Raw genomic sequence first — 23,812 nt, 5'->3', positions numbered from 1 at the left:
TAAGAAGGATTAAATCTTCTCAAAACTTATACTATTCAGAACACGCAAAAGAATCAGGGGGAAATCCACCGTGAAAAAAGAATTCAACTCTCCACTGGCACCAATTGACTTTTTAAGAGCATCCAAATTACTTCGGGTTTTAATTTCCTCTGACATTTATCCCTCGCAGCCCTTTGATTTCCGTGCCCACCGTGAATGTGAAATCTGTATTGTCCAGAAAGGTCATTTTATTATAAATGTTGCAGGAACTGATCTTCAAATGAATGAAAATGATTTCTTGTTTATACTGCCTTATGTCAGTCACGCCTTTTCAACAGCAGATTCAGAACCATGCCATGTATATTCCATCCACTTTAATCTGGATTTCCTGAGCAATCCTCTGTATCAGCTTCCGCAGATCCTGAAAATCGATCTTCGCCGTCACTTTATGCTGTATACACAGAAGTATCTGTTTGGCGCCGCTGACCAGCAGCTGAAGTTCTGTATTAAGAATATTGCCGCTGAATATGAATCCTGGAAGAACAATGACCTGTCCATGATGAATTTCTATATTTTAGAATTGGTTTTGCTTTTGAGCAGGAATATACACAGTCAATATCCTGCCGACACTGACTTTCACAATCCGTATGTAGAACAGGCGCTTTCCTATATCCACGAACACTATATGGACAAAATCACGGTTCCAGAGATTGCATCTGCTTTAAAAATATCTGACCGGTACTTGAGCAAGATATTCTATCAGTGTACCCACTCAACAGTTATGGACTATGTTCACTCTTACAGGATCAATCAATCTGTCCTGCTGATGACAAAAGGCTGTTCTCTGACTGATATTGCGGTCAATGTAGGATATAGCAGTCCTCCGCATTATACAAAAACCTTCAAAAAATATATGGGGCAGACCCCCAGAGAATATCTCAATACTTTAACAAAAAGCTGAATCTGCCGCATAAGCAGCAGATTCAGCTTTTTGTTAAATACCATATCTGTATCTTTTCACTAATATATTTCTTTTTCTATGACACAATAATTTTTCAATTCTCCAACTAATGTCTGCAGCGCTTCGATCACATGGGGACGGATGTCCCCTCCGATCAGCACGAGCATGATATCATCGCCTACTTCCAGACGCCCTTCGTTTAACCACGCCCGGACATAGCCAATTCCCGGCATCTGACGTGCTTTGCTTACTGCTGCTTCAACCTTCTCTGTATCATAGCCAAACTCCATGCCCGTTACATCAGAGACAGTTTCATCTCCCTGACGCACCTTAGCTTTTGCGCTTCTGCGCACGATCCCATTATGAAAGAGATACATTCCGCATTCAAAAGCGCTTGCATCTGCCTTAGCCTCCCGCATCCATTCGTCCATAGACGGCGCCGTCTTTTTTATCTGTTCCATAGAATCCCCCTGTTTCTTATATTTTCCCCATTTATGCATCGGGCATAATAACTGCCGCGATAAAATACGCCAGCAGACCTGTTCCGAAACTGCATACCGTAAGTAATACCCACCCAAGCCGAATCAATGTAGGATCCACATTAAAATACTCGGCAACACCTCCGCATACACCACAAACCTTTCTGTCTACTGTTGAACGTAATAATCTTTTCATAATCTAATACCTCTTTTCCATTTTATTTTTATATTGTGTTGAAATCACTTTCTAGTCGTAACTGTCCCGTTACTGTTCACAGCCTGCTGCTGTGAACAGTAACACTGTCCCACATTCTGGCTGCACTGTTACTTGTCAAAGGTTATATTCACTTCGCCGATTCCACACTCAATCTCCATCAGAGGACCGCCATTCATGATCTTCTTGCTATTGGCAAGTCCACTGTAGTCCTCGTTCCCAATAGAAACCACTCCTGCGCCCACTTCCAGATCATAGCTGTAATCCTTCTGACTTCCTACAGCCTGATAATTCACCTTACCGATTCCACATTCAATGATTGCCTCAGCAGCCGCAGTTCCGGTAAGATCAGCCTCTCCTGCGCCGACCTTCACTTCCAGGGAGTTCACGGTGAACTGATGAATATTCGCCTCCCCGGCGCCGACTCCTATCTCTAGTTCACTGACCCGTATATCGTCTGCTTCCAGTATACCTGCGCCAATATACAATGCCATAGAACGCAGACTATGGTTTTTTGGTATCTGAATGGTAAGAGTTGCAAGCTCTCCCCGGCTGTTCATTACTCTTCTCCATTTTTTTTCGTTCCGAATATAAACTTCCAGCTCATCACCCTCCTGCTGCAGCACGAGTTCATCTTCTACTTCCTCCGGAATATTATCTGTCAAAAATACAATCTCATCATTCACGCTTTCCTGAATCTCTACCAGAAGATAACTAACTTCCACATCCAGTTCACCGATGCCCGCCAAACTTGCTCTGGAATTATCTGTCACCGTTGAAGCATTTCCCGAAAGCCCCTCATCCCATACGGCTTCAGTTTCATTCTCCTCTGCCTCTTCAAAATACTCGTCTTCATATTCTTCTTCCAGCATTTCAATCTTTTGCACAACATGAGTTTCATATCTCCACAGACTGTGCTCTATCCCGGCAAATGTTGCTCCAGCCACCCAGCCGCCGATACAAAATACGATTCCCAGTCCTGTAAGACAGGCGCATACGATCCAGAAAACCTTCCATCCCTTTTTCATAATTTAAGCCACCGCCTTTCCTCTGTGAAATGGCTTTCTGCAAATGTTTACAAGAATTCTGCACATTGCAGGATACATCACCATACACAGCTTCACAGTTACAACTGTTCCGATCAATCCAACCACAAACGTCAGCAGCCCGGTTCCCATAGCCAGCATTGCGGAAGGGACCGCTGTTGCCAGAAGTGTAATTCCCGCAATAATAATAACTACTCCGGCTATCATCACGCCGATGGCGCCAATAACCAGACCCGCGAAGAATGCAAATGCGGCGATCATAAATCCCAGCACCATACATACCACGCCAAATGCAATCGGAATGACAATGGGCGCCCCTACAAGTACGATCAGTATAATAAGCGCGATCTTTAATCCCGTACTTGTTCGGGGTGATTCCTGTGTTGTCTGATCCCCTGCATAGCCGTACGTGTTCGTATTGTCCTGATCAAAAGTACCGTTTTCATACCTTGAACTATCTGTTCTCTGTGCCGGAGTTTCCTTCCTCTCAAAACGTTCGTCCCTGTAACCCCGTTCAGTAAATTCTCCTGCTTCTCCACCATTATCATATTTCAAATCTGCCTTGATCGTCGCCGCAACCCGTTGTGGACTGCCAAGCTCACGGATAACATCTGCCTCATTCTCCGCGCCTGCATCTTCAAAATAATCGTGATAATACTGGAGGGCCTCTTCCCTTTCTTCGGAAGAAATATCGGCCAGCAGCGCTTCTAGTCTTGTCATAAATTCATTCCGATTCATATAGCCTCACCTCCCTCAAATAGTTCCTGAATCTTCTTTGAATAATTCTTCCATTCTACTTTGTATAAATTCAACTGTGCCATCCCTTTTTCTGTTGTTTTATAGTATCTCCTGTTTCTCCCGTCAAATTGTCTGTCATATACTTCCAGACATTCATCTTTTTGCAGTCTCCTGAGGACAGGATACAGTGTGGACTCAGATACGTCGATCGCCTTTCTCACATCTTGCGTGATCTTGTATCCGTATGTTCCTTCTGCCTCGTGTGAAACAACTGCAAGAACGATTGCGTCCAGAAGCGCAGCGCCGGTATTAAATACCATATGATCACCTCGTTTTTGCTTTTTGTAATATTATGCTTTTATTAATATTATGTTTGTGTCTATATTATATTCTGTATAATATTATTTGTCAATAAGAAAATTTAGAAAAATTTCTGTAACAGTTCGGCGCAGGACTTTGCACTTGCTGCAAAGTCCGTAAGACTGCGTGATGGAAAAAAGAATCCGCCCTTTCACCGTAGGTGATCTTAAAATAGGGCGGATTTTGTAACTATGAAGCCGATAGGCTGAATAGTTACGAATTTCTTAAGAATTATGTAAGACAAAAAGAAAAAACAAAACCAATAATTGCATTATCAAAAACATCGGCACTCCAATGCGAAATTTCCGTTTACGGGTCTTGTGATGAAATGTTTTCATTCCAATCAGGGCGCCAAAGGCGCCCCCAAAGAATGCAAAAAGTAAAAGAGTCCGTTCCGGAATACGGTATTTATTCTGTCTGGCTCTTTTTTTATCTTCACCAAACAATAAAAAAGTAATAACATTGATCAATATAATACAGCTTTCCAAAAACATAACTTTTCACCCTTTCACTTTTTATACTGAAATCTCTTCTCCCAATGTAAATGAATATATAATTTTTTCTTTGACTCTTTTCTGAAGCAGCTGTTCCAATGCCTGAGCATAATAATCAAGCTGGGCATGATATTTCTCTTTTAATTGCTCTGCGGTACGGACGTTATCCGTTTTATAGTCCAATACTACCAGTTCTCCCTCTTCTTCAAAATATACGTCAATGATTCCCTGTACCAGAATGGTTTCATCGCTTGTGATATCGGGATAGATTTCTTCCGCATGAACTCCCAGCACGAACGGCTGCTCTTTGAACAGCTTCGACTGCACCGCTGCCTTTTGCATACGGACTCCCGCGCCGCAGTGCAGAAACTCCAGAATATCCGTTATCCGAATGCAGTCTGCCATCTCATCTGACAATTTTTTCTCTTCTTTTAACTTTGTAACGGCATCTGCAAGGGATCTTTCCTCATATTCCTTCCTAAAATCCAGCAGTTCCAGCAGTTTATGGTAGGCGCTTCCCCTCGATGCTCCGGTCAGTTCCTCTTCTTCCCGCAGAAACTGTGGGATCAAAGGAACTACTTCGGGTTCTTCATACAGAAGTTCCCCACTCTCTTCCTTCAAATATACCCGTTTCTTCAATTCAGATACGGTAAATTTCAGTTTTAATTTCTGTTCATCTGCATAAGGATACAGATACGCAGACTGCTGCTCCAAATGTTTCCTCAGCTCCCCGTCATATACCGCTCCCCGGTTCCAATGTTCCAGCACATCTCTCGCAAGTACATCACCCAGATCTTCCTCCTTTTCTGCCAGTTCGATTTCCTGTCTGCCCATCACACCGATAGCCACAGGCGCATCTTCCCAAAGCAGCGCCGGAAGTACCCAGTCCAGATAACTCTTTGCCCCGGCAAGCTGATGAAACGGAAAACTTTCACCTTCCGGCTCCTGACTAGCTCTTGGCTGCGTCCCGTCCCCGGATCCGATCACCTGCATAAGCTGCTTTTCTCCCGCCTGCCCGATCATAATTAATTTTTCTTTTGCACGGGTCAGGGCGACATAAAGCACCCGCAGCTCTTCCCCAAGATTTTCCAGCTTTACTTCCTGTTGGATCACTTTTTTCAAAATGGTCGGTATCTTCGTTCTCCGTTCCAGATCCACTGCATCCAGCCCAACGCCCAGCTCCGGATGAATAATCATACTTCCTGTCACATCACGCGTGTTAAACTGTTTTCCCATCCCGGCTGCAAATACGATTGGAAATTCCAATCCCTTACTCTTATGAATACTCATGATCCGTACGGTATTTGCCTGTTCATCGGCAAGATTCGCTTCTCCGTAATCCACATCATATTTCTGCAATTGCTCAATATACCTTACAAAATTGAACAAACCCTTATAACTGGTTCCTTCAAAAGCAGACGCCTTTTCCACCAGCATATCCAGATTCGCCAGACGCTGCTCTCCGCCCGGCATCGCCGCAATATACAATCCATATCCGGTTTCTTCCGTCAGCTTCCGCAATAATTCGTGGATTGCTGTGTAAGGAACGATTTCCCGAAACTGTGTAAGCTGTTTATAAAATCGTCTTAATTTTTTACAGATGCTCTGCGCATGCGTACCGCTTTCTGCCGTCTGACTGCATTGTGCCAGCCTTTCTGCCGCTTCGTAAAAGGAGCCGTCCTTTGCCGCCAGCCGGATCTCAGCCAGCTCCTGTGCGCTTAAGCCTACAAAAGGTGAGGTCAGAACTGCTGCCAGAGGCAGATCCTGCCTCTGGTTATCCAAGAGCTGTAAATAGTCCAGAAGAATACTGACTTCATACGTCTCAAAATACCCCTCCTTGCTTCCGGCATACGCAGGTACGCCTTCCTCCGCAAGAACTGCTGAAAATACATCTGCCCAGCCTTTGATACTCCGTGTCAGGATAACAATATCCCTGTACTCCGCGCGGCGGAGCTTCCCTGTTTTTTTATCTGTCACATTTGCTGTGCGTACCATTTCCCTAATTCTTCGGGCGATGATCCTTGCTTCCAGCCTTCTGGCAGTCTCTTCGATTTCCTCGCCTCTTCCACGTTCCTCTGCCGCCCCTTTTTCCAAAACTGCGCCTTGTTCTCCCACATCGCCGCCGTCCCCGGCTTCTTTCTGCCAATCTGGATTCACCAAGATCAGTTCCATCTTCTGACGGGATGCCCCTTCTTCGTCCATATCCGGCTCAAACTCTGCGCCCGGATTCAGTGCCACCTTATCATCGTACTGAATTCCGCCCAGATCCTTGCACATGATCTGCCGGAAAATATAATTGACTCCATCCAGCACCTCACTCCGGCTCCGGAAATTCTTGTGAAGATCGATCCTCTGCTTTTCCCCGTCTTCTGTAGAATACAAATCATATTTCTCCATAAACAGTTCTGGTCTGGACAGACGGAAACGGTAGATACTCTGTTTCACATCTCCTACCATGAAAATGTTGTTTTTCCCCTGACTCACTGTAGACACACTTGTCAGAATTGCCTCCTGTATCAGATTGCTGTCCTGATATTCGTCGATCATGACCTCATAAAACTGCTCCTGATATTCCCTTGCCGTAACCGATGGAACCAGCGCCCCATCCTGTTCCACAGTCAATATCCGAAGAGCAAACTGCTCCATATCTCCAAAATCAATCAGATTTTTTCTCTGCTTTTCCTCTGCAAATGCTTTTGCAAACTGATTCACCAGTTTTGCAAGTACATCCATGGTCCGACCGGCATCTGCCATATCCTGAAACAGTTCCTGCGGCTCTTCATAAAAATAGGCAGATATCAAATCTTTCGTCATTTTTTTTACAGAATCCCTCAGCGTTTTTACCGCTTCTCTTTTTTCTGCCGATACAGACTCGTCCTTTTTTCGAGAAAGGGCTTTCCACTTCAAAGCTGCCATATGCTCATACATACTTTCAAAATGCTCCGCCTGTATGACCTTCTCAATCTGCGCCTGATCAGATTCCAGCATTTCTGCATACATATAAGGTCCGTCCGGTTCCTCGCATACTTTCCTTCCAGTGTCCAAAACCCTTTGCATATCCTGCAGATACTGGTGTATCCGTTCTTCTGCTTTTCCCATAAATGCTTTACATTGTACATACTGTTCCACGCACTCTCTAAGCCACTTTTCCGGCTGGGGATAGCTGCGGGAATATTCGTATAGTTGTAAAATCAACTCCTCCAGCTTCTTATCCGTTCTCCCGTCTCCCAATTTCTCCACCAGTTCCAGAAATTCCTCTGTTCCACCGGCATAACATTCCTCCAGCAGATTCTCCAGTACATCTCGCTTTAGCAGTTTTAACTCTCCTTCTTCTGCAATACGAAATCCCGGATCTATATCGATCACATGAAAATGTTCCCGGATCACCGACAGGCAGAAACTGTGAATGGTCGTAATCTGCGCACTATGAATCAATGTTGCCTGCCGCTGCAAATGCACATTTCCCGGATTCTGTTCCAACGCCACTTCAATTGCCCCTCGGATACGCTCCTTCATTTCTGCTGCTGCCGCTTCGGTAAATGTCACGATAAGCAGGCGGTCCACATCCACCGGAGCAGTTTCATCTGTCAACATCCGGATAATACGCTCTACAAGTACGGCGGTCTTACCGGAACCTGCCGCCGCGGACACAAGGATATTCCTGTTCCTTAATTCTATTACTTTCTGTTGTTCTGTTGTCCATTGCACACCCATCAAACCGCTCCTTCTATCTGTGTAACCCTTTCTCAGTAACAGTTCAGCCTTCGGCTTCCTGTTACAGGCATCAAGCCATGCAAAACCACTTCGTGGTGGCTTGATGCTTCTCTACCTGTACGTTATTTCACGGACTTTGCAGCCAGTGCAAAGTCTTGGGCTGAACTGTTACCTTTCTCATCTATATTTTCTGCATGATCGCCGCTCTTTTCGTTTCCCAGCGCACTCCGGATCTTTGCCATTACCTCCTCTGAGGAATATTTTTCCAGTGTACGGTAATTACAACCCTCGATCCGTATATCAAATCCACAGATGTCCCTGTAGGCACAGTAATCACATCCGGTGCCATCCCCCAGTTCATATGGTTCCGCCCCTGCCGCGCCGTCTGCCATCTCTGCCTTCAATTCGGATTCTTTCTGCTTCGTATATTCCAGAAATTCCAGAAAGTCTTCCTCTGAAAGCACCTTAGAGTTTGCTTTCAGACTTCCATCGTTATTGCGTCCAATAGGATTCAGGTAAGAAAATCCTCTCAGATCCCTTTCTAAGTGCTGAAGCACTGCTTCTTTTGCATTGACCAGTCCGTCCAGCTTTAATTCTCTTAAAAGTTTTTCTTCCAGCACCGTATCATTCTTCTCTTTCTCTACGATCGGATCCTTCATGCGATAATAAAAGATTCCCGCCGGAACAATATTTTCACCATGGTGTTTCTTTTGCTCAAGTTCCATAGCCGCATTCAGATACACCGGAAGCTGCATCTGTAATCCGTAATAAAATGCCGTAATATCAAACGCCTTCGTCCCCGTCTTGTAATCCGTCACCTTCACATAAACTGTTCCGTCATCCTCACAAGTATCAATCCGGTCAATCTTACCGCTTCCGAACTTCAGCTCATATCCGCTCGGACGGAAATCTCCTTTCTCCATCTGCTTTGTCAACGCCCATACAGAGCGGCGGATCAACCGCTTGATCCGGGTGATCATATACTCATTACGCGCCGTACTGTAAAGCACCGTATTCCCATAATCTACAATACTTTCCTCCACACTTTCTTCAATCAGACCACTTTGCGCCTCATCGGACATTTCTGTCCAGTCCAGCTGCCTTTCATCTGCCTTTCTTGCAAAACGCTCCATAGACTGATGTGCAATATTTCCCAGATCCATAGGCTCAAACTGATACCGCTCCCGTTCAGACAGATGCAGTCCGTATGTCAAAAAATGTGCATAGGCACAAGACGCAAACCGCTCCAGCCGGGTCACGCTCACACGGGTTAAATCGCCAAACAATTCCTGAGCAGTGTCTTTCGATAACTGCTCTGCCCTTTTATGGTAAAAAGCCGCATCCAGCAAACGATGAATTTTTATCTTTTCAGCCATCACAAGGTCATCGGTCGTTTCCTCCCGCTTTCGTTCCTCGTCTGTGTACCATGTATACAGCTCTTTCCACTCATCACTGAATCCCAGATGCCTGTTCCGCAGTCCCGCGGCAAGCTCTTTCATGCCGCCGCTCCAAGTCAGTTCCCGTACAGACAGTTTCTTATTTTCCTCTTCTGTCACACTGATTTCCGGGAACATCCGCAGCAGATCCTGTACCAGATATGCAGGACGCAGCGCTTTCCCTTCCGCAGATGCCTTTGCATAGGAAATCACAAGCTGTTTTGAAGGCTTGGTCAGATTCATATATAAATAGAATTTCTGAATATATGTTTTCTCTTTTATTCCCGGAGAAAGCGGCAGTTTCTGTCCGGCAAATTTCTCCCTGTCACGCTCAGACAGCAGACCTCCCTGCCCCAGGTTGCCCGGAAGAAACATATCATTTGCCCCTACAAAGAACAATACTTTCAAATTATTCAAACGTGTCCGTTCCATATCTCCGATCACGACCTGATCCAGACCTGGCGGTATCACTCCTACCTTTGCCTCTTCCAGTCCCGCGTCCAGAAGCTCGCAGTAATCCCTGAGCGAAATCCTTTCTTCTCCCAAAAGCTCTACAAACTTATCGAATAAATCAATCACGATCCGATAAATCTGAGAGTACTCCTTCGCAAGAGCCAATTCACCTTCTGCCTGAAATCTCAGTTCCATTGCCTGAATCTGTTCCTGTATCTGCTCCCGGCGTAAGAATTCATAGACTGCCAGAGTCACATCTCGGATCGTTTTGCCGCGCTTTTTTAAAATACCCGTCAGACCGTCTGTCATTTCTACAAACCGCACCCGCAGATGATTGAGTTCTGCCAGCTCTTCTTCTCCTACACCGGAGGTTCTTCGTACCCACGCGCCCTGCCATTTCTTATAACCGCGCAGACCAAGGGCAATGACATAGTTCTCCAGCTTGTCCACTTCTTCACGGGTAAATCCGGTCATGTCAGTTCGTAAAAACCGAAATACACTCTCATATGAAAAGTTCTGCTCCTCCATTGCCAGAAGACTCCGCACATACTCCACAAATGCATTGAGGAGTATGCTTTTCTTATGATCCATAAAAATCGGTACGCCATAAGCGCAGCACTGCGCCTCTAACTGATCTGCATAGGCATTCATATCACTGGCGATAATCGCTATATCCCGGTAACGACAGCACTTTTCCCGCACAAGACACCGTATTTTGGCAGCCACAAATTCTGCTTCTTCCCGAGGATTTCTCGTGGCATGAATGGAAATCGCCAGAGATGCATTCTCTGTCTTTCTGCTGTCTTCCCCTACAATATATTTTCGTCCCGAATACCGGAACAACTCTTCCTCCAGAAATCCCAGCATGGGATTCTCTTTAAATCTGACCACCGGCTTTTCATACAGACAGACCGGTTCCTCCACCGCCGTCTTACATTTCCCTGCTATTGCTGCAAGCGAAGTCACCATCTGCTTACTGATCGCAAACAACTGATAGGGATGACGATAGGTAAAAGCATCTTCTCTTTCATCTATCACCACCGTTACGATCACCTGACGGCACACCTTCAGAAGTTCTCCCAGCAGACGGTTCTGTACCGGGGTAAATCCGGTAAATCCATCCAGTACTACGACACTGTTTTTTAAAAGCGCAGATTCCGGCACTGCATCGCTCAATACATCTAATAATTCTTCCTTCGTAATATATTTATCAGAAAGGTAGTCTTCAAACCCCTCATATACCTTACGGATGTCTCTCAATTTATATGCCAGATAGCTCTCCGGCTCCAATGACTCCAGAAATGTATCCAATTCTTCAAATCCGATCCCATACTGGGTAAACTCAGATATCACCGACTTTACTTCACTGATATAACCCTGTTTTTTCAAGTTGCCCTTCAGCACCTTCAATTCGTCTTCATATTGCCCGGCGATTTTCCGCAAGATCAGATTCTTCCCCTCATCATCCAGAATCCGCTTCGTCCCTCGTCCTGTTTCTTCAAATACACGGTGCGAAAGGCGCACAAAACTAAGCACATCGATATTCATGATCCCATGTCTTTGATGTGTCATACACAAGTCCTTCTGCGTCTGCATAGTGAACTGCTCCGGAACAAGAACCAGATAGTTCAATTCCGGATGCGCCATGGACTCCTGCACAATATAATTGTATAAAAAGTGGGATTTTCCCGCTCCCGAATTACCAAAAATAAACTGCAATGACATAAAGAACCTCCCCATTATTGTAAGATTTATATATTACTGAATTGTAACAGAATTTAAAGAAATAAGTCAGTCAGAAAATAGCAATTTCCCGGCTGACTCATTTATATCTCCTGTCTGTTTTATCGCATGCTTGGCAACTCAAATCTCACCTTTATATACGCTTTGATCTCCTCCACGCATTTCTCAAATCCTAGTTTTCCGCTGTTTAAACAGAGGTCATAATTTCTTGCGTCGGACCACTCTCTTCCCGTATAATGCTTGTAATAATCTGCACGGTACTTGTCTGTCACTGCAATGAATTTCTTCATTTCCTCTGTTGTCATACTATTGCGCTCCATCGCCCTGTCCAGATTGAATTCCGGCGATGCATGTACAAATACGCTGACTACGTTCGGATAATCTTTCAGCACAAAATCGGCTGCACGTCCTACGATAACACATGTCTCTGTTTTCGCCAGACGCTTGATGACTTCTGCCTGATAATTAAACAGATTCTTGGCTGATACAAAATCCTTGCTTCCCGGCGGAATCACCTTCCCATCATATATGTCTGTTGTCATGCGAAGCAACGGACTGTTGCGAAGCTTCTCATCCAACTGATTAAACAACAACTGGTTGATCCCGCTTTCCTCAGACGCCATCTGGAGCAGATTCCGTCCGTAGCACGGAATCCCCAGTTCCTTTGCATACATTTCTCCGATCGTTTTACCGCCGCTTCCATACTGTCTTGCAATCGTTACTACAATATTTTCCATGATACGAATCCCCCTATTCTCCGAGATATGCTTTCTTAATAGAATCATCGTTCATCAATTCGTTCGCATCGCCTTCCAGCACAATCTTGCCCGTTTCAAGCACATATGCACGGTCCGCAATGGATAACGCTTTCTTCGCATTCTGCTCTACCAGAAGAACTGTCGTTCCACTGGCGCTGACTTCCTTGATAATGTCAAAAATCTCGTTGACCAGTATCGGAGAAAGCCCCATTGAAGGTTCATCCATCACGATGATCTTCGGTTTGGACATAAGGGCACGTCCCATTGCCAGCATCTGCTGTTCTCCGCCGCTTAATGTTCCTGCAAGCTGATTCTTTCTCTCTTCCAGACGCGGGAAACGCTTATAGACCATCTGTAATGACTCCTCAATCTCCGTCTTGTCTTTTCTTGTATAAGCTCCCATTTTCAGGTTCTCGTATACAGACAGTTCTGCAAATACACGGCGTCCCTCTGGTACATGTGCCATTCCCAGCGATACAATCTTGTGTGCCGGAACCTTGGTGATATCCTGCCCTTCAAATAAAACGGAACCTTTCTTTGGGGACAGCAGTCCTGTAATCGTATGCAGTGTCGTTGTCTTACCCGCACCGTTGGCGCCGATCAGGGCAATGACCTCTCCTTCATTGACTTCAAAGGAAATGCCCTTGATCGCCTGAATCACACCGTAATATACTTCAATATCTTTTACCTCAAGCATTGCCATGACGTCACCCCCTATTCACCCAAATATGCCTTGACTACTTCCGGATTGTTCAGCACATCGCTGGTTTTCCCCTCTGCCAGTACCTGTCCAAAATTCAGCACAGTCAGATTCTCGCAGATACCAGATACCAGTTTCATATCATGTTCAATCAAAAGAATTGTCATATCAAATGTATCACGTACAAAACGGATTGTTTCCATCAGTTCCTTTGTTTCGTTCGGATTCATACCTGCCGCAGGCTCATCCAAAAGCAAAAGCTTAGGTTCTGTCGCCAGCGCCCGTGTGATCTCAAGCTTTCTCTGCTTTCCGTAAGGAAGATTGGATGCCAGCGTCTGAGCCTCCCCGTCCAGATCAAAGACCTTCAAAAGCTCCATTGCTTTTTCATCCATTGCTTTTTCCATTCTTCGATAATTTGGAAGACGCAGGATTCCTTCAATTGTAGAATATTTATAATGATTATGAAGTCCTGCTTTTACATTATCCAGCACTGTCAGTTCCTTAAACAGACGGATATTCTGAAATGTTCTGGCAACTCCCGCTTTGTTAATCTCAATGGTGCTCTTGCCGACTATATTGTCACCGTCCAGCTTAATGATCCCGGTATCCGGCTTATACACACCGGTCAAAAGATTGAACACGGTCGTTTTACCTGCGCCGTTTGGTCCGATCAGACCATACATACAGCCTTTTTCAATATTTAAGTGGAACTCGTTGACAGCACGAAGTCCGCCGAAGGAAATTCCCAGATTCGTTACTTCTAATAATGCCATCACTCTTAAACCTCCTCTTCCACTTTAAACTTTAAGAAATATAAATATTTCTTTCTCCACTGAATTGCTTTCGGGCTCCAGTTATAAAGCATCATAACAATCAGCACAATTGCATAGATCAACATCCGGTAATCGCTTAATCCGCGCAGCAATTCCGGCAGCAGTGTCAGCACAATTGCCGCAATGATAGAACCACGGATATTTCCGATTCCGCCTAATACAACGAATACCAGTATCATAATAGACATATTATAACCGAAATTCTTCGGCTGCGCCGTCAATGTCGCCAGATTATGCGCATAAATGACACCTGCCACACCAGCCAGCGCTGCTGATACAGAAAATGCCATCATTTTATACTTTGTTACATTGATTCCCACAGATTCTGCCGCAATCCGGTTGTCGCGGATTGCCATAATTGCACGTCCGCTTCTGGAATGAATCAAATTCAGCACAATAAAAAGCGTAATCAGTATCAAAATCACTCCGATTGTAAATGTTGAATCTTTCGGAGTCCCCGTAATTCCCTGCGGGCCATTGACAATAATCACTCCATCAGGTTCCATGCCAAGAGAAACCGCATCCTTTGTGGAGAAATGAAATCCATTTGCATCCTTTCCGATAAACATGATATTTACGATATTTTTAATGATCTCACCAAAAGCCAGTGTGACGATCGCAAGGTAATCACCTTTCAGACGGAGAACCGGAATTCCGATCAGAATACCGAAGACCCCCGCCGTCACTGCACCGATCAGCAATGCAAAGAAGAACCTGAGCCCCGCGCTCGGAATCACATCTACCATACATTTTGAAAAAAATGCACTGGAAAATGCTCCCACACACATAAATCCCGCATGTCCCAGACTCAGCTCTCCAAGAATACCCACTGTGAGATTCAGCGAAACTGCCAGAATCACATAAGCACAAAGAGGTACAAGAAGTCCCTGCATCAGACTTGACATACTTCCTGACATCACAAGCGTCTGCACCACGATATATATCACGATTACCAGAAGATAGGTAATGAAATTGGTTTTTGTTGTTTTGTTCATAGCTTTCATTTTCATCATCCCCACCTACACTTTCTCCTGAATATTCTTACCAAAAATTCCGGCAGGTCTGACAAGCAGTACCACGATCAGAACACCGAATACAATCGCATCTGCCATCTGAGAAGATATGTATGCTTTTCCGAAAATCTCTATGATGCCAAGCAAGATGCCGCCCACCATCGCACCCGGAATCGAACCGATACCGCCGAACACTGCCGCAACGAATGCCTTGATACCCGGCATTGCGCCTGTATACGGAGTCAGTGTCGGATATGCCGAACATAAAAGTACTCCTGCGATCGCTGCCAGCGCAGATCCGATCGCAAATGTCAGGGCAATCGTTCCATTTACATTGATCCCCATTAACTGAGCCGCACCCTTATCCTCGGAAACAGCCAGCATAGCCTGTCCTGCTTTTGTTTTCTTAACAAACAATGTCAGTCCGATCATAATAATAATACATGCGGCAATCGTCATAATCGTCTCTCCTGAGATTGTCAGTTCTCCGCCGGCAAGTGTCAGCGGCGGAATCGGTACGACCGATGCAAATGTCTTTGTGTTTGCGCCAAAAAACAGAAGTGCCGTATTCTGCAGAAGATAGCTTACGCCGATTGCAGTGATCAGAACTGCCAGCGGTGAAGCCGCATTTCTCAGAGGTTTGTATGCTACACGCTCGATCAGCATTCCGAGCGCGGTACAAAATACAACCGCTGCCAGAACCGCCGCTGCCGGCGGAAGTCCCATTCCGGTCATGGAGGTCAGCGCCACATACGCACCGATCATGATGACATCACCATGCGCAAAGTTCAACATCTTAGCGATACCATATACCATTGTATAGCCCAGGGCAATAATTGCATACACGCTTCCAAGGCTGATACCGTTGATTAAATAAGATATAAAGCTCATATCCACCCACCTGTCTCTCATTTATTATAACTGTTCATAATACAGAACAATTATCTTCTCCTATTGTGACATTTTTTCACACTAAAGTCAAAAGAATTTTTATGTGATAAAAGAAGGTTACCCCGAAAGATAACCTTCTTATTTTTATCTTGAAGCTGCCTTCAGGATTTCTTGTATTAGATTTTTATCTACTCTACTACTGCATAATCTCCGTCAGCAATCTTAACAACCATAGGTTCCTTACTCGGCTCGCCGCTTGCTTCCCATGTCAGTCCCTTTGCTGTTACACCGTCAATTGTAATTTCTGTCATAGCAGTCTTCATTGCCTCACAAATGTCAGAAGCACTCATGTCCGGTGTTACTTCTGCTTTCTCCATAGCTGCCTTAATTGCATATATTCCATCGTAAGCATCTGCTGCAAACTGATTCGGTGTTCCGCTATAAGCTGCCTCAAAATCTGTAACAAACTTTACAATTGTTTCGTCATCAGAGGTCGGTGTAAACGGGCTTAAGAACATCAGATCCTGTGCATTCTCTGCTTTAAATCCTTCAACACCAAGAATTCCGTCCATTCCATCGCATCCAAAGAAGATCGGTGCATAGTTCATACCTGCTGCCTGCTGAAGTACCAAAGCCGCTTCTGAATAGTAGAATGGCAGGAATACCAGTTCTGCTCCCGCATCCTTTGCCTTCTGAAGCTGTACAGAGAAGTCTGTCTTGCTCTCTGCTGTAAATGCTTCTGCCGCCACAATTTCAATACCAGTATTTTTTGCTTCTGCTGCAAATGAATTATAAATACCTGTTGAATATACATCGGAGCTGTCATAAATAACTGCTACCTTTGATGCCAGCTTGTTATCGCTGATATACTTTGCAGACTCAACACCCTGCATCGGATCTGAAAAGCATACACGGAACGCATTTTCGCCCTGTACACACTCTACTGCTGTTCCTGACGGAGTCAGAAGAAACATATTGTCATTCATCGCTTCAGAACCAACTGCAACACACGGTGCAGAAGTAACAGTTCCAAGCAGTGCCTGCATTCCCCAGTCTTTCAATGTATTATAAGCGTTAACTGCCTTCTCCGGATCGTTCTCATCATCCTGAAAATTTAATTCAATCTGAACACCGTTGATCCCGCCTGCTTCGTTGATTTCCTTCACTGCCAGTTCTGCGCCATTCTTAACGGCTTCGCCGTAAATAGCTGCTCCTCCGGTCACCGGTCCGATTGAACCGATCTTGAATACCGCTTCGCCGCTCTCAGAGTTTCCAGAACTTCCAGAGCTTCCTTCATTCTTATCATTGCCGCCACATCCTGCAAGCATACCTACTGTCATTGCGGTAACCATAGCCGCTGACATCACTTTTTTCCACTGTTTCATAATATCATTCCCTCCAGACTTTAAATAACAGAGTGCACTCTGTATTTTGCTTTTTTGAAATAATACCGTGTATTTTTAATTTTGTCAAGAGGTTTCTAAAATTTTATTGAATTACTTGTAACACTACTTGTAACACTGCAGCCGAAAGGCTGAACTGTTTTATCCTATCGGCTCAAAATCAGCAACTCCATGTTTACACAGCGGACAGATATAATCATCTGGAAGTGTCTCCCCTTCATAGATATATCCGCACACCTTGCAGACAAATCCTTTTTTGCCTTCTGTCTGCGGTTTCGGTTTTACATTGTTCTGATAGTAAGTATAAGTCATGGTCTCCTTGTCGCTCATTACACGTGCCTCTGTCACGGTACAGATGAACATACCGTGTGTATCCAGATCCACATACTGCTCAACCTTCAAAGACATAAATGCATTGATATATTTCGGAAGGAATACAAGACCATTATCGGAACGAAGTACTTCCTTACCTGCAAACTTGTCCACCTGACGTCCGCTCTGGAAACCAAATCTCTCAAACACACTAAACGGCGCTTCTACAGACAAACAGTTTACATTCAGCACACCGGTCTGTTTAATAACATGGTGAGAATAATTTGCCTTATTAATATTAACAGCCACACGGTTCGGAGTATCTGTCAGTTGGGTGACAGTATTGACAATCAGTCCGTTGTCTCTTGTACCATCATTGGAAGTCACCACATACAGGCCATATCCAATCTTAAACAGGGCAGTCATATCACTCTTATTCGCAGTCTCACCGGACTGTGCTACATATTCTTTACACAGCTCTTCTGCCATGCCTTCCATCTGCTCCATGTTTTCCTCACTGACAGAAGAGAGAATCTTCACTTCATTGTTAAGCCATGTAATTCCCTTACTCTTTTCAAACATTCCCTTCATTGTACGGATTGCCATCGGCGCCCAGGAACCGTTCTCGATCAGCCCGATCGTACGTTTCTGATAACCGCGTTCTGTCAGATGATCAATAAATGTCTTCATAAACGGGAAAATATCTGCATTGTAAGTTGTTGTAGCCAGTACCAGTTTCCCATAGCGGAATGCGTCTTCTACAGCCTCAGCCATATCCTCACGCGCGAGATCACATACAACTACCTTCGGGCATCCCTTTGCTTTCAGCTTGTCTGCCAGAATTTCAACTGCCTTCTTTGTATTACCATAAACAGATGTATAAGCGATCATCACGCCCTCACTCTCTACAGAATACGAAGACCAGATATTATATTTTTCAAGATAATGTCCCAGATTCTCAGTAAGTACCGGTCCGTGAAGCGGGCAGATAATCTGGATATCGAGTCCTGACGCCGCTTTCAGAAGGTTCTGGACCTGTGCTCCGTACTTGCCCACAATTCCAATATAGTAGCGGCGTGCCTCACAGTCCCAGTCCTCTTCTACATCCAAAGCACCAAACTTGCCAAATCCATCTGCCGAAAAGAGCACCTTGTCTGTACTGTCATAAGTTACCATAACTTCCGGCCAGTGTACCATCGGTGCAAATACAAAAGTCAGTTCGTGTTTACCAAGTGACAATGTCTCTCCATTTTTCACTTCTACTTTTCTGCCTTCCAGCTCCATCTTGCGGAAGAAGTTCTGCATCATAGTAAATGTTTTCACATTTGCCACAATTTTGGTATCTGGATACACCTTCATAAAATTCTCGATATTCGCAGAATGATCCGGCTCCATGTGCTGCACGATCAGATAATCCGGCTTTGTTCCATTTAATGCCTGTCCGACATTGTCCAGCCACTCATGTGTAAATTTCGCATCCACGGTGTCCACAACTGCCGTCTTTTCATCTTTTATTACATAAGAATTATATGCCATACCATTTGGCACAATGTACTGCCCCTCAAACAAGTCAACGTCATGGTCGTTCACTCCTACATAAATAATGTCGTTTGTAATCTGCATGATTATTACCTTCTTTCTTTTCCTATTTGCTATCCTATAAAATCTTCCAGTGTATTCTATTATGCAAAGTGCTTACAGCATGTAACAGTTACTACTGCATTTCTGCTTTCTTTTCCAGAATTGCTTCTACAGCCGCGCATGCCGGACAGTCACAGTAGACTGCGCCTGCATCTTTAATCTCTTTTCCATGGGCTGCCACAACTTTCGCATGGTCTGCCCCGAAAATCTTTGCGCCCATCTCAGACTCCGCAAGCGCAATCAGAGCATCAACCGTTACAATATCTTCTTCCAGCTCTGTGATGTACTTCTTTGTCTCTTCTGCCTCATCTGCTGTTCCGACAGCATCAAGCCAGCTTTGAGCAGCATCCCTTGCTTCCTGGCTGCAAGTCGGCGCCCCCATCAGTTCATGCGTTTTCTCAACTACAAAATCCAACACGTCCTTTGTCATGCTGCTTGTCCTCCTTTTATTGTCTTAGTTAAAAACACTGCACGGATTGTTCCGTGCGGTAACTCCCACAATCCTGTCTATCGTTTTATAAAATATTCTTCATACCATACAAGGAATGTGTAGATTGTCCACACTTTTCTCCAGTTGTCGGAGTTGCCTCCCACATACTCATTGAAGATTGCCTGAATCTCCTCCTGCTTAAAAAACTTCGCTGCATAATCACTGCGGAATTTCGCCTGCACGTCCTGATTGTAACGTTCATCCGCCATCCAGATACGAATCGGCACAATAAATCCCAGCTTTTTACGGAAAGCAATCTCCTCCGGAAGCACCTTTGCTGCAGCAGTACGAAGCGCAATCTTATTCTGCTCTTCTGTTACTTTATGCTTCGACGGCATTCTGGATGCAATGTCAAAGATTCTGCGGTCAGTCAGCGGCATACGAACTTCCAAACCAGCCGCATAACTCATCTTATCCACATTCAGATAAATGTCTCCCTCCAGCCAGATCTGAATATCCACATCCGACATCTTTGTCAACGGGTCTAAACCTTCCGTCTCCTCATAAATCGGAGCGGCAATCTCAATCGGAAGTACATCGGGATCATAATGCCGCAGAATCCTCTTTTTCTCATCTTCCTTCATAATATTCGTATTGCCTACATAGAATGTCTTTAAATTCTCTCCATAACGCTCTGCATTGCGGTACATATTATAGCCACCGAAGAACTCGTCAGACCCTTCGCCGGAATAGCAGATCTTCGTATGCTTCGCAGTTTCCTTACATCCAAGAGCAAATGCGATCGCAGAAGCATCTCCAAGCGGCTGTTCCATATTATACATCACCCACGGCACAATTTCAAAATATTCTTCCGGTGTGATCCGGCATCTTCTGTTGCCTCTCCCGAGCAAATCTGCGGTTTCCTTTGCCATACCGGACTCATCGAAGCGTTCTTCATCATAACCACAGGAATCTGTCATCTCCACGTCAGACATTGCCAGTACATAGGAAGAATCCACACCGCCTGACAAAAACGACTCTGCATACTCATCCTCTGCTTTTACTTCCGGCATAATCTCCTGCACGGTCGTATGGATTTCTTCTGCCCATTCTTCCAAAGACCGACTTTCATCCGGGTGAAACTCAGGCTTCCAGTAACGTACAATCTCCAGTTTTCCATTCTGCCACACCAGATATCGACCCGGCAGAAGCTTTTTCAGTCCACGGAAAAATGTATTCTCTCCCGCTCCATAAGTCAGACTCAAATAAATCTGAAGCATTTCTTCATTGAGTTGCTTTACAAAGCCAGGCTGCTCTATAATCTGACGAATCGTTGTGCCGTACAGCAGATCTCCATCCTCTGTTTCATAATAATAAAACGGTTTTGTTCCAAACTGGTCTCTCAGACAGAACAACTTCTTCTCATCCTCATCCCACAGCGCAAACGCAAACATACCATGCATATGATCCGCCATCTCACGGTCCCATGTCTCATATGCCCTGATCAGAATCGCTTCTTCGCGTTCTTCTCTTGGCAGATCCAATGCAACTCCAAGCCGCTCACAAAGTGCCTCCCAGTTACGGATGTGCCCTCTGTATTCCTGAATTTTTATCATCTGTTTATCCTCTTCTGTTAATAAATGCTTTCTTTAGTTCCTTTCTTTTTGTTATAATAATCACAAAAGACTCTTTCGTCATTATAAAACAATTCTGCTTTGCTAGCAAGAGTTTTGAAAAACTGTTATTACATGAGTTGGGGTCAAAAGCCCCCAACTATGATGCTCATATCGGGGCGGGTTCCAAGGTCTTTCACCCACTTATGAGCAAGTTCATGTGGGTTTAGGCCTTTTGACCCTGGCATCATTACATTATCTTATAAAATTAGTCCGGCTTGTGCGCTTGGTATCTGGCAGTGCAACGCCACTTTGTCTGCCAGCCTCAAAACACTTCATCATCCATGCCATATTTCTTGCCAGATTCCGCATCGTCTGCAGACCTTCCGCATCCTCACACGCTTCACCCTTTCTCGCCCCATGAATAATATTCCAATAAGTTGATCCGGCAACCGGCATCTGTGAAATTCCGAAATATTTATTCAGCACATCAAAAGATGCTGTTGTCCCGCCGCGTCTTGCCACCGCAACCGCTGCCCCCGGCTTAAAAGCAAACGCCTTGCTGCTGCTGTAAAATACACGGTCTAAGAAGGACTGGATCCGTCCGCTTGGATGTGCATAATACACCGGGGTTCCAAATACCATTCCATCTGCTTCCTTTGCCTTTGCAATAAATTCATTGACTTTGTCATCAGTAAATACACATCCTTGCTCAGAGCATTGTCCGCAGCCGATACAGTCTCTGATCGGATCTGCGCCTAATTGAAATATCTCATATTCAATTCCTTCCTTCTCCAGCTGCTTTCCGATTTCTTCAAGAGCAGTGTATGTATTTCCATTCAGTCTCGCACTGCCGTTTAACATTAATACTTTCATATATTTTTCATCCTTTCTTTTTTATTTACTTTCTGCCAAATATTATGCTATTTTTAATTCATATATTCACCCAGTTCTTTTTATTATATATACATCCTCCTTCGATTACAATATTTCTGCAGCATCTTATAAAGAAAACCCGGAACACCATCCTGAATCTTTCCAGTCCGATGTCCGGGTTTCTCTATTCACTATCTTATCCTAGTCCTCGCCTTCACATACCTTCGCGATCCATTGTCCGACTTACCAACCGCTATGCATGCCATGCAAGACGCACACTTGCTGTATGATGTGCTCCTGTCAGCCAGTCTACATCATTAGTGATCCAGTCCATGATCTCAAGCTGCCGTGTCTCCCACTCAACCGTAAACTTTTTGTCCTCTTCTGTAGGCTCTGTTTCCATTGTGGTATCAATCTCATTATAACCGAAAATATAACCTCCTGCATTCCAAATACTGAAATTACTGTCCGGTCCCTGTGTCACTGCACCTCTGCGCTTTTCAACCAGTCTGTCATGTCTGCGCTTATACTCTTCTTCACAGCCTGGCTTCAATTTCGTCATAAACATTCTATGGCGGATCAATTCCTTATTTTCTCTTACCACACCAAAATCCTGATACATCAGCCGCATCGGCTCCCCCGGTGTGGAAATCCATTCAAAAGTATCCTCAATCTTCGCTGTCAGTGCTTCTTTTACTGTATTTTCCTCTGCTGAAAGAACGGCACCGTCCACTGTCTCACAATACCCAAAAATCAGATTCTCTGCATTCCAGATACTAAAATTCCTCACCTGGTTTCTGTCCAGAAAAGCTGTCAGTTCCGGCCAGATCATCCCCAACTGCTTACGGTATGTATTCATCTGTCCATCCTTTACCTTCATTGCAAATGTGTGTCTCTTCATGTCTTTGTCCTCCTGATTTTATTTATCATATTGTTTCTATATTAATTGCTCAATGACATACAGAACTCCATCCTCATCATTGGAACGGGTAATCGGCTAAAACCATTATAACCATAACAACAATAGAATACAATTATATTATAAAAAACAGAACTGATTTTATAGTTTTCAAACGACTGCGTAATGCCACAGATATTAACTCAAATATCGAGCAGCCTACCCTGTCACGGTAAGCTGCTCGATACTTCTTCCCTTTGCTGCCTGAGCACAATATGAATTTGTACATTTCTGATATTCTTCAAACTGTCTTCTTGCTTTCTGCTCATTTCCGTATACTTTCCAATATCCGGTGCATTTACATCCTTCTCCCGGGTTATTGATAAATCCACAGACATCCTCGAAAGGATAACTTAAGAACAACCCGATTTCATGCGGAAATGTATCCGAACTGTATATTCTCTGACTCAGCTCTGCCACACATTTCCCCGGCTTATCCACAGAATAACCATATTCTTCCAACATCCCGGCAATCTTTTGCTCCGCAAAATCCTGTTCCAGACGGCTTGGCCTATAAATATATAAAAGAACCTTATTATTCCCCAATAGTTTCATCGGAACCACCCGCACACCTTTCGGCGCAAGCCTCCGATTCAGAGAGCGTAAGGACAGAAGAAGTTCTTCCTTCCCCGAATAAGGACAGTTGAACAGATTTCCTGTTTTCAGCCCCGCAAGCGTCGGAGAACTATGGCGGATAATAAATTCATCTGACATAGACACCTCCCATATGGCATAATTCTCTTCTAACGGCACGGGTTCTTACCTAT

Annotated in this window: 21 protein-coding genes; 1 reads left to right on the top strand and 20 read right to left on the bottom strand. The window is 44.6% G+C overall.

What is annotated here, in order from left to right:
* Nucleotides 1-70: 70 nt before the first annotated feature.
* Nucleotides 71-940 (top strand): AraC family transcriptional regulator, encoded by an 870-nt coding sequence (locus NFS18_RS05905; protein ID WP_251388921.1) that lies wholly within the window; start codon nucleotides 71-73, stop codon nucleotides 938-940.
* A gap of 59 nt (nucleotides 941-999) precedes the next feature.
* Here the strand turns inward: NFS18_RS05905 and NFS18_RS05900 are convergent, their stop codons facing one another.
* The 20 genes from NFS18_RS05900 to NFS18_RS05805 all read right to left on the bottom strand — a co-directional run bounded on the left by NFS18_RS05900 (nucleotide 1,000) and on the right by NFS18_RS05805 (nucleotide 23,759).
* Complete coding sequence (locus NFS18_RS05900; RefSeq protein WP_251388919.1) at nucleotides 1,000-1,401, bottom strand: molybdenum cofactor biosynthesis protein MoaE; 402 nt, start codon at nucleotides 1,399-1,401, stop codon at nucleotides 1,000-1,002.
* A 31-nt stretch (nucleotides 1,402-1,432) separates the two neighbouring features.
* On the bottom strand, nucleotides 1,433-1,615 hold the full coding sequence (locus NFS18_RS05895; protein ID WP_251388917.1) for a PspC domain-containing protein: 183 nt from the start codon (nucleotides 1,613-1,615) through the stop codon (nucleotides 1,433-1,435).
* 128 nt (nucleotides 1,616-1,743) lie between these two features.
* Nucleotides 1,744-2,661 carry a DUF4097 family beta strand repeat-containing protein gene (locus NFS18_RS05890; RefSeq protein ID WP_251388914.1) on the bottom strand — a complete coding sequence of 306 codons (918 nt, stop codon included), beginning with the start codon at nucleotides 2,659-2,661 and terminating at the stop codon, nucleotides 1,744-1,746.
* 3 nt (nucleotides 2,662-2,664) lie between these two features.
* Nucleotides 2,665-3,417 (bottom strand): DUF1700 domain-containing protein, encoded by a 753-nt coding sequence (locus NFS18_RS05885; RefSeq protein WP_251388912.1) that lies wholly within the window; start codon nucleotides 3,415-3,417, stop codon nucleotides 2,665-2,667.
* Entirely contained in the window at nucleotides 3,414-3,737 is a 324-nt protein-coding gene (locus NFS18_RS05880) for a PadR family transcriptional regulator (protein WP_251388909.1), read from the bottom strand. Before NFS18_RS05880 ends, NFS18_RS05885 begins: the two co-directional genes overlap by 4 nt.
* Nucleotides 3,738-4,001: 264 nt before the next feature.
* Nucleotides 4,002-4,271, bottom strand: coding sequence for a DUF1294 domain-containing protein (locus tag NFS18_RS19695; protein WP_251388908.1), 270 nt, complete (start codon nucleotides 4,269-4,271; stop codon nucleotides 4,002-4,004).
* Nucleotides 4,272-4,292: 21 nt separating this feature from the next.
* Nucleotides 4,293-7,985 carry a helicase-exonuclease AddAB subunit AddA gene (addA, locus tag NFS18_RS05870; protein WP_251388906.1) on the bottom strand — a complete coding sequence of 1,231 codons (3,693 nt, stop codon included), beginning with the start codon at nucleotides 7,983-7,985 and terminating at the stop codon, nucleotides 4,293-4,295.
* A 122-nt stretch (nucleotides 7,986-8,107) separates the two neighbouring features.
* A complete protein-coding gene (locus NFS18_RS05865; protein ID WP_251388905.1) occupies nucleotides 8,108-11,599 on the bottom strand; it encodes a PD-(D/E)XK nuclease family protein in 3,492 nt (1,163 codons plus the stop codon).
* Nucleotides 11,600-11,718: 119 nt separating this feature from the next.
* Complete coding sequence (locus tag NFS18_RS05860) at nucleotides 11,719-12,354, bottom strand: cytidylate kinase-like family protein (RefSeq protein WP_251388902.1); 636 nt, start codon at nucleotides 12,352-12,354, stop codon at nucleotides 11,719-11,721.
* A gap of 13 nt (nucleotides 12,355-12,367) precedes the next feature.
* On the bottom strand, nucleotides 12,368-13,078 hold the full coding sequence (locus NFS18_RS05855) for an ABC transporter ATP-binding protein (protein ID WP_251388900.1): 711 nt from the start codon (nucleotides 13,076-13,078) through the stop codon (nucleotides 12,368-12,370).
* An 11-nt stretch (nucleotides 13,079-13,089) separates the two neighbouring features.
* Nucleotides 13,090-13,848 carry an ABC transporter ATP-binding protein gene (locus NFS18_RS05850; protein ID WP_251388898.1) on the bottom strand — a complete coding sequence of 253 codons (759 nt, stop codon included), beginning with the start codon at nucleotides 13,846-13,848 and terminating at the stop codon, nucleotides 13,090-13,092.
* Between the two features lie 5 nt (nucleotides 13,849-13,853).
* Nucleotides 13,854-14,921: a branched-chain amino acid ABC transporter permease gene (locus tag NFS18_RS05845; RefSeq protein ID WP_251388945.1), complete on the bottom strand. Its 1,068-nt coding sequence runs from the start codon at nucleotides 14,919-14,921 to the stop codon at nucleotides 13,854-13,856.
* Nucleotides 14,922-14,927: 6 nt separating this feature from the next.
* Nucleotides 14,928-15,812 carry a branched-chain amino acid ABC transporter permease gene (locus NFS18_RS05840; protein WP_251388896.1) on the bottom strand — a complete coding sequence of 295 codons (885 nt, stop codon included), beginning with the start codon at nucleotides 15,810-15,812 and terminating at the stop codon, nucleotides 14,928-14,930.
* Between the two features lie 188 nt (nucleotides 15,813-16,000).
* The gene (locus NFS18_RS05835) at nucleotides 16,001-17,197 is read right to left on the bottom strand and encodes an ABC transporter substrate-binding protein (protein WP_251388893.1); all 1,197 of its coding nucleotides are present in this window, start codon (nucleotides 17,195-17,197) and stop codon (nucleotides 16,001-16,003) included.
* Nucleotides 17,198-17,356: 159 nt separating this feature from the next.
* Nucleotides 17,357-19,150, bottom strand: a complete 1,794-nt coding sequence (locus NFS18_RS05830; protein ID WP_251388891.1) for a flavin reductase — start codon at nucleotides 19,148-19,150, stop codon at nucleotides 17,357-17,359.
* Nucleotides 19,151-19,241: 91 nt separating this feature from the next.
* Entirely contained in the window at nucleotides 19,242-19,598 is a 357-nt protein-coding gene (locus tag NFS18_RS05825) for a molecular chaperone Hsp90 (RefSeq protein WP_251388888.1), read from the bottom strand.
* Nucleotides 19,599-19,675: 77 nt separating this feature from the next.
* Entirely contained in the window at nucleotides 19,676-21,214 is a 1,539-nt protein-coding gene (gene asnB / locus NFS18_RS05820) for an asparagine synthase (glutamine-hydrolyzing) (RefSeq protein ID WP_251388886.1), read from the bottom strand.
* Nucleotides 21,215-21,466: 252 nt separating this feature from the next.
* Nucleotides 21,467-22,087 carry a flavodoxin family protein gene (locus NFS18_RS05815; protein WP_251388883.1) on the bottom strand — a complete coding sequence of 207 codons (621 nt, stop codon included), beginning with the start codon at nucleotides 22,085-22,087 and terminating at the stop codon, nucleotides 21,467-21,469.
* A 253-nt stretch (nucleotides 22,088-22,340) separates the two neighbouring features.
* Nucleotides 22,341-22,988 carry an L-rhamnose mutarotase gene (locus NFS18_RS05810; RefSeq protein ID WP_251388881.1) on the bottom strand — a complete coding sequence of 216 codons (648 nt, stop codon included), beginning with the start codon at nucleotides 22,986-22,988 and terminating at the stop codon, nucleotides 22,341-22,343.
* Nucleotides 22,989-23,204: 216 nt separating this feature from the next.
* A complete protein-coding gene (locus NFS18_RS05805) occupies nucleotides 23,205-23,759 on the bottom strand; it encodes a DUF3793 family protein (RefSeq protein ID WP_251388879.1) in 555 nt (184 codons plus the stop codon).
* Between the last annotated feature and the right edge of the window lie 53 nt (nucleotides 23,760-23,812).

The organism is Mediterraneibacter agrestimuris (assembly GCF_943193195.1).
In the GTDB taxonomy this organism is placed as follows: domain Bacteria; phylum Bacillota; class Clostridia; order Lachnospirales; family Lachnospiraceae; genus Schaedlerella; species Schaedlerella agrestimuris.
Note: the sequence above shows the minus strand (reverse complement) of the source record. Positions and strands in the feature narration are given on the sequence as shown.

Coding starts and splice junctions, on each gene's coding strand:
- NFS18_RS05865 (WP_251388905.1), bottom strand. CDS start 11,599: ATGTCATTGCAGTTTATTTTTGGTAATTCGGGAGCGGGAAAATCCCAC.
- NFS18_RS05895 (WP_251388917.1), bottom strand. CDS start 1,615: ATGAAAAGATTATTACGTTCAACAGTAGACAGAAAGGTTTGTGGTGTA.
- NFS18_RS05830 (WP_251388891.1), bottom strand. CDS start 19,150: ATGCAGATTACAAACGACATTATTTATGTAGGAGTGAACGACCATGAC.
- NFS18_RS05860 (WP_251388902.1), bottom strand. CDS start 12,354: ATGGAAAATATTGTAGTAACGATTGCAAGACAGTATGGAAGCGGCGGT.
- NFS18_RS05810 (WP_251388881.1), bottom strand. CDS start 22,988: ATGAAGAGACACACATTTGCAATGAAGGTAAAGGATGGACAGATGAAT.
- NFS18_RS05850 (WP_251388898.1), bottom strand. CDS start 13,848: ATGGCATTATTAGAAGTAACGAATCTGGGAATTTCCTTCGGCGGACTT.
- NFS18_RS05900 (WP_251388919.1), bottom strand. CDS start 1,401: ATGGAACAGATAAAAAAGACGGCGCCGTCTATGGACGAATGGATGCGG.
- NFS18_RS05845 (WP_251388945.1), bottom strand. CDS start 14,921: ATGATGAAAATGAAAGCTATGAACAAAACAACAAAAACCAATTTCATT.
- NFS18_RS19695 (WP_251388908.1), bottom strand. CDS start 4,271: ATGTTTTTGGAAAGCTGTATTATATTGATCAATGTTATTACTTTTTTA.
- NFS18_RS05840 (WP_251388896.1), bottom strand. CDS start 15,812: ATGAGCTTTATATCTTATTTAATCAACGGTATCAGCCTTGGAAGCGTG.
- NFS18_RS05815 (WP_251388883.1), bottom strand. CDS start 22,087: ATGAAAGTATTAATGTTAAACGGCAGTGCGAGACTGAATGGAAATACA.
- NFS18_RS05885 (WP_251388912.1), bottom strand. CDS start 3,417: ATGAATCGGAATGAATTTATGACAAGACTAGAAGCGCTGCTGGCCGAT.
- NFS18_RS05855 (WP_251388900.1), bottom strand. CDS start 13,078: ATGGCAATGCTTGAGGTAAAAGATATTGAAGTATATTACGGTGTGATT.
- asnB (WP_251388886.1), bottom strand. CDS start 21,214: ATGATAAAAATTCAGGAATACAGAGGGCACATCCGTAACTGGGAGGCA.
- NFS18_RS05880 (WP_251388909.1), bottom strand. CDS start 3,737: ATGGTATTTAATACCGGCGCTGCGCTTCTGGACGCAATCGTTCTTGCA.
- NFS18_RS05835 (WP_251388893.1), bottom strand. CDS start 17,197: ATGAAACAGTGGAAAAAAGTGATGTCAGCGGCTATGGTTACCGCAATG.
- NFS18_RS05825 (WP_251388888.1), bottom strand. CDS start 19,598: ATGACAAAGGACGTGTTGGATTTTGTAGTTGAGAAAACGCATGAACTG.
- addA (WP_251388906.1), bottom strand. CDS start 7,985: ATGGGTGTGCAATGGACAACAGAACAACAGAAAGTAATAGAATTAAGG.
- NFS18_RS05890 (WP_251388914.1), bottom strand. CDS start 2,661: ATGAAAAAGGGATGGAAGGTTTTCTGGATCGTATGCGCCTGTCTTACA.
- NFS18_RS05805 (WP_251388879.1), bottom strand. CDS start 23,759: ATGTCAGATGAATTTATTATCCGCCATAGTTCTCCGACGCTTGCGGGG.